We start from the raw sequence: 13,144 nt of genomic DNA, 5'->3' as shown, positions 1-13,144 counted from the left end.
TGATGCGTAGGTTGTGCCCATCCGCGAGCCGGTCGGTCGCCGCCGCCGTGTTCGCCGGGCTGCTTCTGGCCGCCGGCCCGGCCGCCGCCGCACCGGTGGCCGGTACCGAGTCGGCAGCCACCACCGACGGTAGGCACGGTGGACACCACGGCGGGACCCGCTACCAGAGCACCCTGTTGGCCAAGGCGTCGGCCGACGAGTGTTTCGTCGACATCGGTGTCGACTATCCGCCGGGACCGCCCTGCGAGGCAGGGCAGCCCAAGGTCAACCAGGCCTACGTCTGGGGACTGACCCGCTACAAGGACCGGTTGTGGTTCGGCACCGGCGCCAACCCCAACTGCCTGACCAGCGGCAACAACCTGCGCAACACACAGCCGACGCGCAACGACGACTGGGTCTGCGAGTACGGCCAGAGCCAGATCGCCCGCGCCAACCCGGACCTGCCGCCGACCGTCGGTGACCACCGGGCCCCCCGGGTGTACACCTACGACCTGAAGCGGCGCAGCATGGTCGAACGCACCGCCGACCTGCGCGGCGCCTCGCCCGATGACGAGGCCCGCCTGCTGCGGACCGTCGGCTTCCGGGCCGCCGGTAACCACCGCGGCGTGGTGCTGCTTGGTGGTCCGGCGCTCGGTGCCACGATCAACCTGTTCGCGTTCGACGCCGACACCGGCGCCTATCTCGGCTCGCGAAACTTCACCGAGTACGGCAACATCCGGCACTTCGTCATCGCCGACGGCGAGATGTACGCCGGAGTCGGGGTAGGCCCCAACGGTGGCCAGCGCGGGCTGGTGTTGCGGTGGACCGGCAGCAAGTCCGACCCGTTCAGCTTCCTGCCGGTGGCGGACCTGCCGGCTCAGGCGGTCGACCTGACCGTGCACCGGGGCCGGATTTTCGTCACCACCTGGCCGGGTGCGGAGGACACCCAGTCGTTCGGACCGGGACCGGTGTCACCGACCGCCGGCATCGCCGACGAACCCACCGACGAGGACCCGATTCCGCTCAACATCGCCGGGGTCTGGATGAGCCCGAAGCTGTCCGCGAACGGACCCGGCCTGGACAGCCGGGACGTCGACCGGTGGACCCGGGTGTGGCACGTCATGGAGTACGAGCCGGATCCAGTAATCGCCCGCACCTACGGGCTGGGTGGGCTCGCGTCCTACGGTGGCTACCTCTACTGGGGGACCATGCACGTGCCCTTCAAAGCGACGACGGTGCATCTGGCGGTGTATCCGCCGACCGACGAGCAGGGGATACGGGACTCGGTGCGCAACACCCAGCGTGCAATCGGCGTCTTCCGGGGCAGCTTCGGCCACGGCCATCATCACGGCCACGGCCAGCGCGGTGGCGGCCGCGGTGACCGGGTCGACCTGCTGTACGGCGCCAGTGCGCTACCCGCCTACGACCCGCAGGCCGGCGACGGCGCCGGCGTCTGGGCCAGCACCTCGACCGGGTACACCCCGCTTTACGGGGCGTCCGGGTTCGACAACCCGACGCTCAACTACACCTGGAAGATGGTCGTCGCCGGTGGCCGGCTCTATGTCGGCACGATGGACTGGAGCTACCTGGCGAAGGAGCTGCAGCAGGATGAGCCGGTGCCACCGGTCGACGCCGCTCGCGCTGGTGACGACGAAGATGAAGAAGTGGAGCTGGCCTTCGGCGCCGATCTCTGGGTCTTCGAGTCGCCGCACCGGCCGGCGAAAATGGTGGACAACGCCGGTCTCGGGAACTACCTCAACTACGGCGTCCGTAGCATGGTGGTGGACGGGTCCACGGTATACCTCGGTATGGCCAACCCGATGAATCTGCGGACAGATCCGACAGATGACGTCCCTGAGGGCGGCTGGGAGTTGATTCAGTTGACTCCGAAACAACACCACCACTAAGAGAAGCAGGTGAGCGATGTCGCGGTTCCGACGCCGGTCGGCGGTTCTGATCGTCACGGGAGTTCTCGGGGCACTCGTCGCAGGCTGCACGTCGGCGCCGGACCCGGCACCGCCGACATCGGGCACCACCCCGCCGTCCGTGGCCGGCGGGGTGGTCGCTCCGGTCGACACCCCGCCGGTCGGCTCGTCGGCCGGGTCGATCAGCGTCGACGGCTACGAGCGGACCTACCGGGTGTACCGCCCGGCCGACGTCGCCGAGACGACGCCGGTCCCGGTCGTCGTCATGCTGCACGGTCTGCTCGGCAGCGGCCGGCAGGCCGAGTCCTGGTACGGCTGGAACGCCGTCGCCGACCAGCACGGCTTCGTCGTGGTCTATCCGGACTCGCGTAACCGGGCGTGGGCGGTGACCGAGGAGTGCTGCGGTGCTTCCGCGCGCGACGGTGTCGACGATGTGGGGTTCGTCCTCACCCTGGTGGAGTCGCTCGGGCAGCGGCTTTCCTTCGACCCCGACCGGCACTACCTCGCCGGCATGTCCAACGGCGGCATGCTCGCCTATCGGATCGCCTGCGACAGTTCGACGTTCGCCGCGGTGACCGGGGTGGCGACGACCATGCTCGGTGACTGCCCGGCCCCGGAGCCGATCTCCGTGCTGCACATCCACGGCACCGGCGACGAGACGATCCCGTACACCGGCGGCCCGGGGCGCCGCGACGGCGCCGGCAACGGCCGGGTGCCGGACAAGGTCGACGGCCCCGCCGTACCGGACCTGGTCGGCCGGTGGCGGCAGATCGACGAGTGTGATGCCGCGCGGACCGCCACTGATAGGAGTGTCACCACCTCGATGGCGGACTGCGCCGCAGGCCGCGGCGTCACCCTGATCACCATCGACGGTGCCGGGCACCAGTGGCCCGGCTCCGAGATGACTGCGGCGGGCCGGCTGCTCGGCCTGGACCCGCCCGCCACCGAACTGGACGCCACCGCGACCAGCTGGCAGTTCTTCGCCTCGCATCCCAGACCCGCCTGAGCAGGAGAGAGATGTCCAGTACCGGCACCCACCCGTTGGTCGACGGTCCCGACGCCGACGCGGCACCGGCCGCCCCGGCACCGGCCACCCCGCCCGGCTACGGACCGGCGGTCGAGGTCGTCGACCTGGTCAAGCGGTACCCGGGCCAGGACCGCAACGCCATCGACTCGCTGTCGTTCGCGGTCCGACCCGGTGAGGTCTTCGGTCTGCTCGGGCCCAACGGCGCCGGCAAGTCGACCACGGTGGGCGTGCTCACCACGACGATCCGGGCCAGCTCGGGTACGGCGCGGGTGGACGGCGTCGACGTCGTCCGGCACCCGGTGGCGGCCCGGACCCGGTTCGCCGTGGTGCCGCAGTACAACAACCTGGACCGGGCGTTGACGCCCCGGCAGAACCTGCTCAGCCACGCCGCGTACCACGGGGTGCCCCGGGCCGAGCGGCGCCGCCGGGCCGACCGGTTGCTGACCGAGTTCGGGCTGGACAAGCAGGCCGACTCGCGGGTCGACTTCTTCTCCGGCGGCATGTCCCAGCGTCTGATGATCGCTCGGGCGCTGATGCACGACCCCCGGGTGGTCTTCCTCGACGAACCGACCAACGGGCTGGAGCCGCAGGCCCGGCTGCTGATCCGGGCCCGGATCCGGCAGCTGCGCGAGCGTGGGGTGACCGTCGTGCTGACCAGCCACGAGATGACCGAGGTGGCGGAGCTGGCCGACCGGGTGGCGATCGTCGACCACGGCCGGCTGCTCACCCTGGACACCCCGGCGAACCTGGTACGCGGGGTCGCCGGCCGGGCGGTGCTGGACCTGGCCGTGCGCCCCGGGCCGGGGGACGGTGCGACTGGTCTGCTCGCCGCGCTCACCGCACTCGACGGGGTCCGTACCGGGGAGGTCACCACCGGCGGCGCGGCCGCCCCCGGCCCGGCGGGTCGTGGCGGTCCGGGGCTCGCCGGGCTGGCCGCCGATCCACGGATCGCGGCCCGGATCGCCGCCGCCAGGTCCGATCCCCGGAAGGCCGCGAAGCTCGCCGCCGCCCGCAATGATCCACGGTTCGCCGCGTTGTTCGCCGCCGCACCGGCGGCTGCGGCCGACGGACCGGCGGGCGAGATCCGGCTGCGGCTGCACCTCGACGCCGACCCCGCCGCCGTGCTCGGTCCGGCGTTGACGGTGTTGACCGGCCGCGCGGCCCAGCTGACCGACGTGCACATCGGCAAGCCCGGCCTGGAGGACATCTTCCTGAGCCTGACCGGTAAGGAGATCCGTTGAGCCTGGCCGAGGTCACCCCCGTACCGTCGTCGGACGCCACCGCGTCGTCGGTACCGCCCGCGCCACCGCGACCACCGGTGGCGCGGGCCTTCGGCGCGATCCTGTGGCGGGACCTGTTCGTCGCCGGCAAGGACATCTGGTTCGTCCTCGCGCAGGTGCTGATGACCCCGCTGTTCATGCTGTTCATCTTTACCCAGGTGCTGACCATGCAGGGCATCGTCGGTGCCGGGTTCGCCGACATCCTGCTGCCCGGTACGGTCGCCCTTGCCACCTTCACCACCGCGCTGCAGAGCGTGGCGGTACCACTGGTCAAGGAGTTCGGCTTCACCCGGGAGATCGAGGACCGGCTGCTGTCGCCGCTGCCGACGGCGCTGGTGGCGGTCGGCAAGCTGATGGTCGCCACGCTCCGTGGCCTGTTCGCTGCGGTGGTGGTCTACCCGCTCGGCGCGTTGGTCGTCGGGTCCGCACCGGGCGGCTGGTCGGCGCTGCCATTGTCCCTGGTGGTGGTGCTGCTGGCCGGCTGGGTCGGTGCGGCGCTGGGCATGACCCTGGCGACGGTGCTGCCGTTGCAGCGCATCCAGGCCACCTTCTCGCTGTTCGTCACCCCGATCATCTGGACCGGGTGTGTGCACTATCCGTGGCAGCGGCTGGCCGAGATGCCGTGGTTCCAGGTGGCGACCGCGGCGAACCCGATGACGTACGCCGCGGAGGCGCTCCGCGCGGCGATGGCGCCGCACGTGACCCACCTGCCGATCAGTCTGTGCCTGCTGGTCCTGTCGGGGGTCGCGGTAGCGGCCACCGCCGCCGCGTTGTGGGCTTTCGCCCGGCGTGCCGTGCGGTGACGTCACGCCGCGCGGCGGCGGGCGGCCGGCTACCCGGCGGTCCGCGCGGTCAGTCGATCCGGTAGACCCGCCGTGCGGTGCCGGCGAAGACCGCCTGCCGATGCGGTCCGGGCAGCTCGGCGCAGGCGGCCCGGACCACCCCGAGCCAGCGCCGGTAGCCGGTGGCCAGCGTCGCCACCGGCCAGTCCCCGCCGAACCGGCACCGGTCCGGCCCGAACTGGCGCAACGTGTGCTCGAGGTAGGGCAACAGGTCTTGACCGAGCTAGCCACGGGACGACTCGGTGGCCAGCCCGGAGAGCTTGCAGACCACGTTCGGCAACTGCGCGACGCGGGTTGGGTCGTCGTGCCATCGCGCGCTGCCGCCGACGGCCACCGGTGGTTTACCGAGATGGTCCAGGACGAAGGTGACCTCGGGCGCCCGGGCCGCCAGGGCCGTCACCTCGGGCAGTTGGTGGTGTCGCACGCAGAGGTCGAAGCTGAGCCCGGCCTAGCCCAGCAGCCGGACTCCGGCGGTGACATCGTCGGTGGTGGTGAAGCCGTCGGCCTCGTCCTGGAGGTTGCGACGTACCCCGGTGAACAGCCGATGGCGGCGCAGCGCGGCGATCCTTGCGCCGGCGTCCCGCTCCAGCGGCACGTGGGCCACCACCGCCCGGAGCATCGGCCCTCCGGCAGCGAGCTGTTCGACCCAGTCGACCTCGGCGTCGGCGTCCGTGTCGGCCCGGCCGGCTTCGACGAACACCACCGCTTCGAGGTGGAAGCCGCCCGATCCGAGCCCGGCGGTGGCGGTCGAGAGGTCCGCTGGCAGGTAGCTGTGCCGTAGCCGGGGGACCTGTGCCAGCCACGGGTAGTCAAGCAGCCGTGGGTCCCACAGGTGCAGGTGGGAGTCGATGACCGTGACCGGCGGGTCACCCGACTGGTCGATCATCGTCGATGGCATGCCGCTCCTGCCGGACGGTCGGTGGACAGGACCATCCTGTCGCAACCGGACCTACGGGCAAAGAGCTGTCCGTCCGGCTGCCGTGGCGCGCTACGGCAGCCGGCCCGGGTCCCGGGCGAGAAGTCGGCCAGGCTTTGACTCGACTGATCCGGATTTACCGCCTCAACCGACGATTTATCAAGTTACCGTCGGTTGACGCGCTGGGCGGGAGGCGGCCATGACGGAGCAGACCACGACGGTGGGTACGGCACAGACGGCCCTGCCGCGCCCGGTGGCGCTGGGAGCCGACGGTGCCACCCCCGGCCCGGTCCGCCCCGCGGTACCGGGCAACTCGCTGACCCGGCTGCTGCGGACCACCGACGCCAAGCAGATCGGGCTGTTGTACCTCGGCACGTCCTTCGGCTACTTCGTGGCGGGCGGCGTCATGGCCCTGCTGATGCGGGCCGAGTTGGCCCGGCCCGGCATGCAGTTCCTCTCGCCCGAGCAGTACAACCAACTGTTCACCATGCACGGCACCATCATGATGCTGCTGTTCGCCACCCCGCTGGTGTTCGGGTTCGCCAACTACCTGGTGCCGTTGCAGATCGGTGCCCCGGACGTGTCGTTTCCCCGGCTCAACGCGCTGGCGTACTGGCTCTATCTGCTCGGTGGGCTGCTGGTCATGGGGGGATTCCTGACGCCCGGCGGCGCTCCCGACTTCGGCTGGTTCGCCTACACCCCGTTGAGCCGGATGGAGCACACCCCGGGCGTCGGCGCCAACATGTGGATCGTCGGTCTGGTCGTCTCCGGCCTCGGCACCATCCTCGGCTCGGTCAACCTGATCGCCACCATCATCACCCTGCGCGCGCCGGGAATGACGATGTTCCGGATGCCGATCTTCACCTGGAACATTCTGATCACCGCCCTGCTGGTGGTCCTGGTGTTCCCGCTGCTGGCGGCGGCGCTGCTGGCGTTGCTGGCGGACCGGCTGCTCGGCGCACACGTGTACGCACCGCAGACCGGCGGCCCGATGCTGTGGCAGCATCTGTTCTGGTTCTTCGGCCATCCCGAGGTGTACATCGTCGCCCTGCCGTTCTTCGGCATCATCAGCGAGGTCATTCCGGCCTTCGCCCGCAAGCCGATCTTCGGCTACAAGGGCCTGGTGGCTGCGACGATCGCGATCGCCGCGTTGTCGATGAGCGTCTGGGCGCACCACATGTTCGGCACCGGGCAGGTGCTGCTGCCGTTCTTCGCCATGCTCAGCTTCCTGATCGCGGTCCCTACCGGGATCAAGTTCTTCAACTGGATCGGCACCATGTGGAAGGGGCAGTTGACCTTCGAGACGCCGATGCTTTTCGCCGTCGGGTTCCTGGTGACCTTCCTGCTCGGCGGGCTGACCGGGGTGCTGCTGGCCAGTCCACCGATCGACTTCCACGTCACCGACACCTACTTCGTCGTGGCCCACTTCCACTACGTTCTGTTCGGTACGATCGTATTCGCGGCGTTCGCCGGAATCTATTTCTGGTTCCCGAAGATGACCGGACGACTGCTCGACGAAGGGCTCGGCAAGGCGCATTTCTGGACGATGTTCATCGGCTTCCACGCCACTTTTCTGGTCCAGCACTGGCTCGGCAGTGAGGGCTTTCCTCGCAGGTACGCCGACTACCTGCCGACCGACGGCTTCACCGTCCTGAACGCCATCGCCACCATCGGATCGTTCATCCTCGGGGCGTCCACGCTGTTCTTCATCTGGAACGTGTGGAAGTCGTACCGGTTCGGCGAGCAGGTGAGCGTGCACGACCCGTGGGGGTTCGGCAACTCGCTCGAATGGGCGACCACCTGCCCGCCGCCGCTGCGCAACTTCGACCGGTTGCCCCGGATCAGGTCCGAACGCCCGGCCTTCGAGGCCAAGTACGGTCTGTTCGTCGCGGATCTCGGTCGCGACCTGCCGCAGCGGGACACCGAGCCGCCGCAGCACCTGGTCGACGAACTGCACCGGGATCCGGCCGCCCACCGGATCGTCCCGCGTGGTCCGGCGCAGGGTCCGACCGACGTCGCCACCTTCGTACCGGACCCGGTGTCCGGTGCCCGGGCCGTCCAGGTGCCCCGGCCGGAACAGGTCCGTCGGCCCAGTTTCGAGCACACCACCGAACCGGAGAACACCCTCGGCGCCGAACGTGGTCCGCAGGAACGACGGTGGCGGCTTCCGTCCGCGGACGAGGACGAAAATTCCTGACCGACTCCGCGGTACGGCAGCAGCCGCCCGGCGACCGCCGGGCGGCTGCTGCCGTACCGGTTCCTGGTGCGTTAGCCTCCGATTTCTGGTCGCCATGACTGCCGTGGAACAGCCGAGGAGGCGTAGACATGTTCGAGGAAGTCGCGGGAATCCCCGCCCATCCACTGCTGCTGCACGCGGCGGTGGTCTTCGTCCCGCTGCTGGCGCTGCTGGCGGTCGGGTACGCCCTGGTCCCGTTCATCCGGGCGCACACCCGGTGGGTGCTGACCGTGCTGGCCATTGTGACGCCGATCGCCGCGCTGGTCACCAAGCTGTCCGGCGACGCGTTCCTCAACCGGATGGACACGGCCGGTCGGATCACCGAGAGCTTCCGGCCGGTGATCGAGGAGCACGAACAGTTGGGGAACCTGACGCTGCTCGCGTCGATCGTGCTGGCGCTCGCCACCCTGGCCCTGGTGTACCTGGTCGGTCCCCGGGTCGCCGCCGCGCACAGCGCGGTCGCCGCCGGGGCGCGTGGCAACGGGGTGCTGGTTCTGGTGATGAAGGGTTTGGTCGTCGTTGCGGCCGGGGTAAGTCTCTACTTAGTGGTGCGGGCCGGCGATTCGGGAGCAAAAGCCGTCTGGACCGGCTACTGATCGTCACCAGGTGCTGGTTGGCTGGGTCGGCCGTTACGGTGTCCGGATGCCGACCTAAGATTCCGGCCCGGCCAGTGAACTCTTCGCGCTGAATCGCCGTTGGTGGGGATATGGGCACCGGGGCGTGCTACGCCGGTGGCTATTCGGTGACGGAGGAAAAGTGACGGTAAGTGCACGTAGTGAAACTGTTCGGTCGGTACACGCGCCGAGTATCGGGCTGCTCGCCCAGATCACGGCCCTGCTGATCCTGGCGGCGACCAGTGGCCTCGGTGTGGCCGGCTGGTCGGCCGGACTGGTCTACGGCCTGGTGACCTGGGCGCTGCTCATCCGGGCGATGCAGCAGCCCGAGGTGGCCGGCTGGGGTCCGGCGGACAGCGTCACCCTGGCCCGGTGCACCCTGGTCGGCGCGGTGACCGCGCTGGTGGCCGACTCGTTCGTCGGTCCGGCCCCGGTCGCGCTGCTGGTGACCCTGGCCGCAGTGGCCCTGGTGCTCGACGGCGTCGACGGCCAGGTGGCCCGCCGTACCGGCACCTGTTCGCGGCTCGGTGCCCGGTTCGACATGGAGACTGACTCGGCGCTGGTCCTGGTGCTCAGCGTGTTCGTGGCCGCGTCGGTCGGCTGGTGGGTGCTGGCGATCGGGGTGTTCCGCTACCTGTTCGGTGCCGCCACCCGGTTGCTGCCCTGGCTGCGGGCACCGCTGCCGCCCCGGTTCAGCCGAAAGACGGTGGCCGCCACCCAGGGTGCCGTGCTCGTGCTGGCCGCCGCCGGGATCGCGCCGCCGGCGCTGGTCACCGCGTTGGTCGCCGGCGTGCTGGCCGCGCTGCTCTGGTCGTTCGGGCGGGACGTGCACTGGCTGTGGCGCGGCCGCGAACCGCAGGTCGACCGGTGGCAGGCGCTAGCCGGCTGACCCGCCCGGCAGCACCGCGTAGACGTCGCCCGAGTTGGCCGCGTGCGGCAGCGACCGAACATGATCGGCCATCTCCGCTTCCGACACCCACCGTCCGAAGGTCAGCCGCTGGCTCTCACCCAACGCGACGTCGAACCGGTAGTCGCCGAGCCCGGCCAACCGCCGCAGACAGCGCAGCGCCGTGTCCCGCTGGATCGTGGTGAACTCGAAGGACAGCGCCGGCAGCGGCCTGGACAATCCGACGAGCACGGTCTCCTCGAACCCCTCGACGTCGATCTTGACGAACGTCGGCCGGCCGTACTCGGCGACCAGTTGGTCGAGGGTCGTCGCCGGCACCTCGATCTCGCCGTCCCAGACCTGGTCCGACCAGCCGGCGGCACCGTCGGCGGCACCCACGAAGTCGGCCGACGCGGTGGAGACCGTGGGGTTGGCCGAGTTGATGTACATCCTTACCGCTCCGGCGGTGTCACCGCACGCCGCCGGCAGGACGGTCACCGCCGGATCGTCCGCGTAGACCAGCCGTACCGCGCGGGCACACAACGGCTGCGGCTCCACCGCCACCACCCGCGCGCCCAACCGCCGGAAGCTGCCGACCCGGTCGCCGACGTGCGCACCGATGTCGAAGACCAGATCGCCCGGCGCGATGAACCGCCGGTAGAGCAGGTCCATCGCGGCGTCCCGGTCCGGATCGCCGTAGTAGTACTCCAGCGACCGGCGCAACCCGGCGAGCTGTGGATCGGCGGCCAGCACCCGGGACGGCACATCGGTACGTGGCTGGTCAGCGGCGGTCACCGGCCGATGGTACGCCGCCAGTGTGCTTGCCTGGCGGCGTACGCCTCCCGGGTCAGGAACGCCAGCTGAGCACGCTTGTCGGCCAACACCAGCTCCACGTCGAACTCGAAGCCCAGCCGCTTCCAGCGGCGCAGCGCCCGGTCGTTGTGAACGTCCGGCTCGATGACGATCCGTCGCCGGCCCGGATCGGCGAACAGGTAGCGGGTGAACGCGTCCACCACCGCGCCGGTGAACCCGGCGACCGGCCGCCGGGCCGGAGCGAGGAACAGATGGATCCCGATGTCACCGTCGCGCACCGGGTAGTGCTCGCCGAGCGGGTCCTCGGCCGGCAGGTAGGTCTGGAAGATGCCGACCGGCTCGTCGTCGACGGTCATCAGGTACGCGTGGTGCGAGTCCAGACCGTCGAGGAACCGGTAGATGTCGCCCACCTGTTCCCGGGTGTGCCCGGTCATCCCCCAGAACCGGGCACGTGGCTCAGTGACCCAGCCGTACAGCAGGTCGAGGTCCTCGGTGGGGTCCAGCACCACCAGGCTGAACCGGCCGATGCCGGGCAGCTGTTCGACGTACACGCTCGACCGTGTCGTCCCGCCGGCGCCGGTGGTCCACCGCACCGGCGCGACCGGGACCAGGTGACCTGCCGCCCACCGTGGCAGCTGGTCGGCGAAGTGCCGGTCACCGGGCCGTCCCGAGACACCGAACGGCACCACCCAGCGGCTCGCCGACGGGTCGGCGAGGTCCCACACGTAGCGGGCCACCGGCCCGCGCCAGCACACGTCGGAGACCCCGGGCACGCTGGAGGTGGCCAGGACGCTGCCGGTATCGCCGTCGAGCGGGACCGGGCCGCCGAGCGCGTCGGTGGCCGGGTCGGCGGGGCCGGGCAGCACCCGTACCGGGTGCAGCAGGTGCCGGTCGCCCCACCGACCCGGCGGCGGTCCGTCGGCCACCTCGACCAGCGCGGCCACCGCGCAGCGGCCGGGGTCGCCACCCAGCCGGGGCAGCCCGTCGACCAGCCGGTCCAGCGCCAGCCCGATTCGGCCCACCGGGTCGGTCCACGGGGCGAACAGTTCGTCGAAGCCGGGTTCGGCGTGCAGCGGCCGCAGGCAGGGGTCGGCGGACAGCCGGTGGACCAACGCGGCCCGCCAGGCGGCGAACAGCCCGGCGTCGGCGCTGTCGGCCGCCATCCGACCGTCCCAGTCGAGCAGCTTCTCGTGTAGCTGTCGGACCGGCCAGGGCTGGTCGGTCAGGTCGAGGCCGCGCAGCAGCCGGCGCAGCCCGGCCGTCGGTACCAGGGCGTCCATGTGCACCGACTCGGGTGCGGCCCCGTCGTCGAGCAGCTGGCGGATCCGCCGGGCCCGGTGCGGTGGGGCGAAGTCGACGCCGAGGTCCGCGGTGTCGCCGCCGCGCCGGTCGTTGGCGTTGACCACCACCTCGGACACCTCAGCGGCGGCCAGGGCGGCGTAGCCGGGTCGCCAGGCGTACCGGGGCTCCCAGCCGGGCATCGGGACCTGTCGGCACCGGTCGTCGCGCACCGGCACCCGGCCGGCGACCAGCCGGCGCACCGCGCCGGAGCGGTCGGCGACCAGCACACTGTTGACCGGCTCCACCCAGTGCCGCAGTGCCCGTTCGACGTCGCCGACCCGGCGGGCCCGCAGCAGCGGCAGCAGCGCGTCGAAGCCCAGCGCCCCGCCGACCCGGCTCGGTGTCCGCAGGCTGATCGCCTCACCGGTGCGTGAGTCCACATCGATCACCGGCCCGCGCGGGGTCTCGACTACCTCGACCGGCACCGGGTCGGCGTCGCGTACCTCGATCAGTTCGGTGTGCGCCGGCACCGGGGCCCAGCCGTCGACCTGGCGGACCAGCACCCGTCCGTCAACCCGGCGCAGCTGTTCGCGGTACAGGTCCTGGTAGTCAGCCATGGCGTTGGTGATCGCCCAGGCGACCTCGCCGGCGTGGCCGAAGTGCGGCAGCCCCGGTACGCCGGGGAAGGCGAACCCGAAGACGTCGAACTCGGGGCAGGTCAGCTGCACCTGCTGGTAGACGTTGGGCAGCTCCAGGATCCGGTGCGGGTCGCCGGCGATGACCGGGGATCCGGTGCCGCTGCGCTGTCCGGTCACCGCCCAGGCGTTGCTACCTGACGACGCGGGCGGCTCCATGGCGAACAGGTCGACCGCGGCCGGACCGAGGGTGGCGGTGACGTGCGCCCGCCACAGCTTGTTGCCGAAGGTGCCGAACAGCACGTGCTGCACCAGGAATACGCCGAGCGGGGTCCATGGCCGCCAGATGCCGGCGGTGATGCCGGTAGCGGCGAACTCTGGTGCCGCGCCCGAGCCCTCGGCGAGCCCGTCGTTGACGCCGTCGACGTACGCGCCCACCCAGCGGCGGGTCGCCGGGTCCAGCCGCTGGAAGCAGCGTTCGGCGGTGTCGTCGAGGCGGACCCGGCGGGCGAACCGGTCCCAGCCGACCTCGGCCGGGCCGAGCCGGCTGGCCAGCGCGCCCTCCGAGCGCCACCGCTCGACCTCGATCTGCCAGGCCCGGTCGGTGGCGGCGGTGTGCCCCTGCAGGTAGGCGAGGTCGTCGACGTCGGTCGCCCACAGATGCGGTATGCCGTACCCGTCCCGGTGCACCCGTCCGGACCGGCCGGTGC

Annotated in this window: 10 protein-coding genes and 2 pseudogenes; 7 read left to right on the top strand and 5 right to left on the bottom strand. The window is 71.0% G+C overall.

Annotation, left to right across the window (positions count from 1 at the left end; translation table 11 throughout):
* Nucleotides 1-2 precede the first annotated feature (2 nt).
* The 4 genes from ACFHWS_RS04700 to ACFHWS_RS04685 are packed head-to-tail and all read left to right on the top strand — an operon-like array spanning nt 3 to nt 5,014.
* On the top strand, nt 3-1,886 hold the full coding sequence (locus ACFHWS_RS04700; protein WP_416553401.1) for a hypothetical protein: 1,884 nt from the start codon (nt 3-5) through the stop codon (nt 1,884-1,886).
* 16 nt (nt 1,887-1,902) lie between these two features.
* Nucleotides 1,903-2,910 (top strand): alpha/beta hydrolase family esterase, encoded by a 1,008-nt coding sequence (locus ACFHWS_RS04695; RefSeq protein WP_416553399.1) that lies wholly within the window; start codon nt 1,903-1,905, stop codon nt 2,908-2,910.
* Between the two features lie 11 nt (nt 2,911-2,921).
* On the top strand, nt 2,922-4,172 hold the full coding sequence (locus ACFHWS_RS04690) for an ABC transporter ATP-binding protein (RefSeq protein WP_416553397.1): 1,251 nt from the start codon (nt 2,922-2,924) through the stop codon (nt 4,170-4,172).
* Nucleotides 4,169-5,014 (top strand): ABC transporter permease, encoded by an 846-nt coding sequence (locus tag ACFHWS_RS04685; RefSeq protein ID WP_416567694.1) that lies wholly within the window; start codon nt 4,169-4,171, stop codon nt 5,012-5,014. Before ACFHWS_RS04690 ends, ACFHWS_RS04685 begins: the two co-directional genes overlap by 4 nt.
* Nucleotides 5,015-5,063: 49 nt before the next feature.
* Here the strand turns inward: ACFHWS_RS04685 and ACFHWS_RS04680 are convergent.
* Together ACFHWS_RS04680 and ACFHWS_RS04675 are read right to left on the bottom strand one after the other, a co-directional pair.
* A pseudogene (locus ACFHWS_RS04680) lies at nt 5,064-5,486 on the bottom strand (amidohydrolase family protein); the annotation flags it as partial.
* A 15-nt stretch (nt 5,487-5,501) separates the two neighbouring features.
* Nucleotides 5,502-5,951, bottom strand: coding sequence for an amidohydrolase family protein (locus ACFHWS_RS04675; protein WP_416553391.1), 450 nt, complete (start codon nt 5,949-5,951; stop codon nt 5,502-5,504).
* A gap of 238 nt (nt 5,952-6,189) precedes the next feature.
* On the opposite strand from ACFHWS_RS04675, the gene ctaD reads away from it, so the two are divergent.
* The 3 genes from ctaD to ACFHWS_RS04660 all read left to right on the top strand — a co-directional run bounded on the left by ctaD (nt 6,190) and on the right by ACFHWS_RS04660 (nt 9,708).
* Nucleotides 6,190-8,166, top strand: coding sequence for a cytochrome c oxidase subunit I (ctaD, locus tag ACFHWS_RS04670; RefSeq protein ID WP_416567706.1), 1,977 nt, complete (start codon nt 6,190-6,192; stop codon nt 8,164-8,166).
* Between the two features lie 128 nt (nt 8,167-8,294).
* A complete protein-coding gene (locus ACFHWS_RS04665; RefSeq protein WP_416553389.1) occupies nt 8,295-8,801 on the top strand; it encodes a hypothetical protein in 507 nt (168 codons plus the stop codon).
* 160 nt (nt 8,802-8,961) lie between these two features.
* Nucleotides 8,962-9,708: a CDP-alcohol phosphatidyltransferase family protein gene (locus ACFHWS_RS04660; protein ID WP_416553387.1), complete on the top strand. Its 747-nt coding sequence runs from the start codon at nt 8,962-8,964 to the stop codon at nt 9,706-9,708.
* On the opposite strand, the gene ACFHWS_RS04655 is transcribed toward ACFHWS_RS04660, so the two are convergent.
* The 3 genes and pseudogenes from ACFHWS_RS04655 to ACFHWS_RS04645 all read right to left on the bottom strand — a co-directional run.
* Nucleotides 9,697-10,500: an FkbM family methyltransferase gene (locus ACFHWS_RS04655; RefSeq protein WP_416553385.1), complete on the bottom strand. Its 804-nt coding sequence runs from the start codon at nt 10,498-10,500 to the stop codon at nt 9,697-9,699. The two genes, ACFHWS_RS04660 and ACFHWS_RS04655, sit on opposite strands and share 12 nt — an antisense overlap.
* Entirely contained in the window at nt 10,497-11,069 is a 573-nt protein-coding gene (locus ACFHWS_RS04650) for a GNAT family N-acetyltransferase (protein ID WP_416567705.1), read from the bottom strand. The genes ACFHWS_RS04655 and ACFHWS_RS04650 overlap by 4 nt, the downstream gene beginning before the upstream one ends.
* Nucleotides 11,070-11,126: 57 nt before the next feature.
* Nucleotides 11,127-13,124, bottom strand: a pseudogene (locus ACFHWS_RS04645) (penicillin acylase family protein); the annotation flags it as partial.
* Nucleotides 13,125-13,144 lie beyond the last annotated feature (20 nt).

The sequence above is a fragment of the Micromonospora sp. LOL_013 genome (genome assembly GCF_048060315.1).
In the GTDB taxonomy this organism is placed as follows: Bacteria; Actinomycetota; Actinomycetes; order Mycobacteriales; family Micromonosporaceae; genus Micromonospora_E.
The sequence above is the reverse complement of the archived record's forward strand: the minus strand, read 5'-3'. Positions and strand labels throughout refer to the sequence as shown.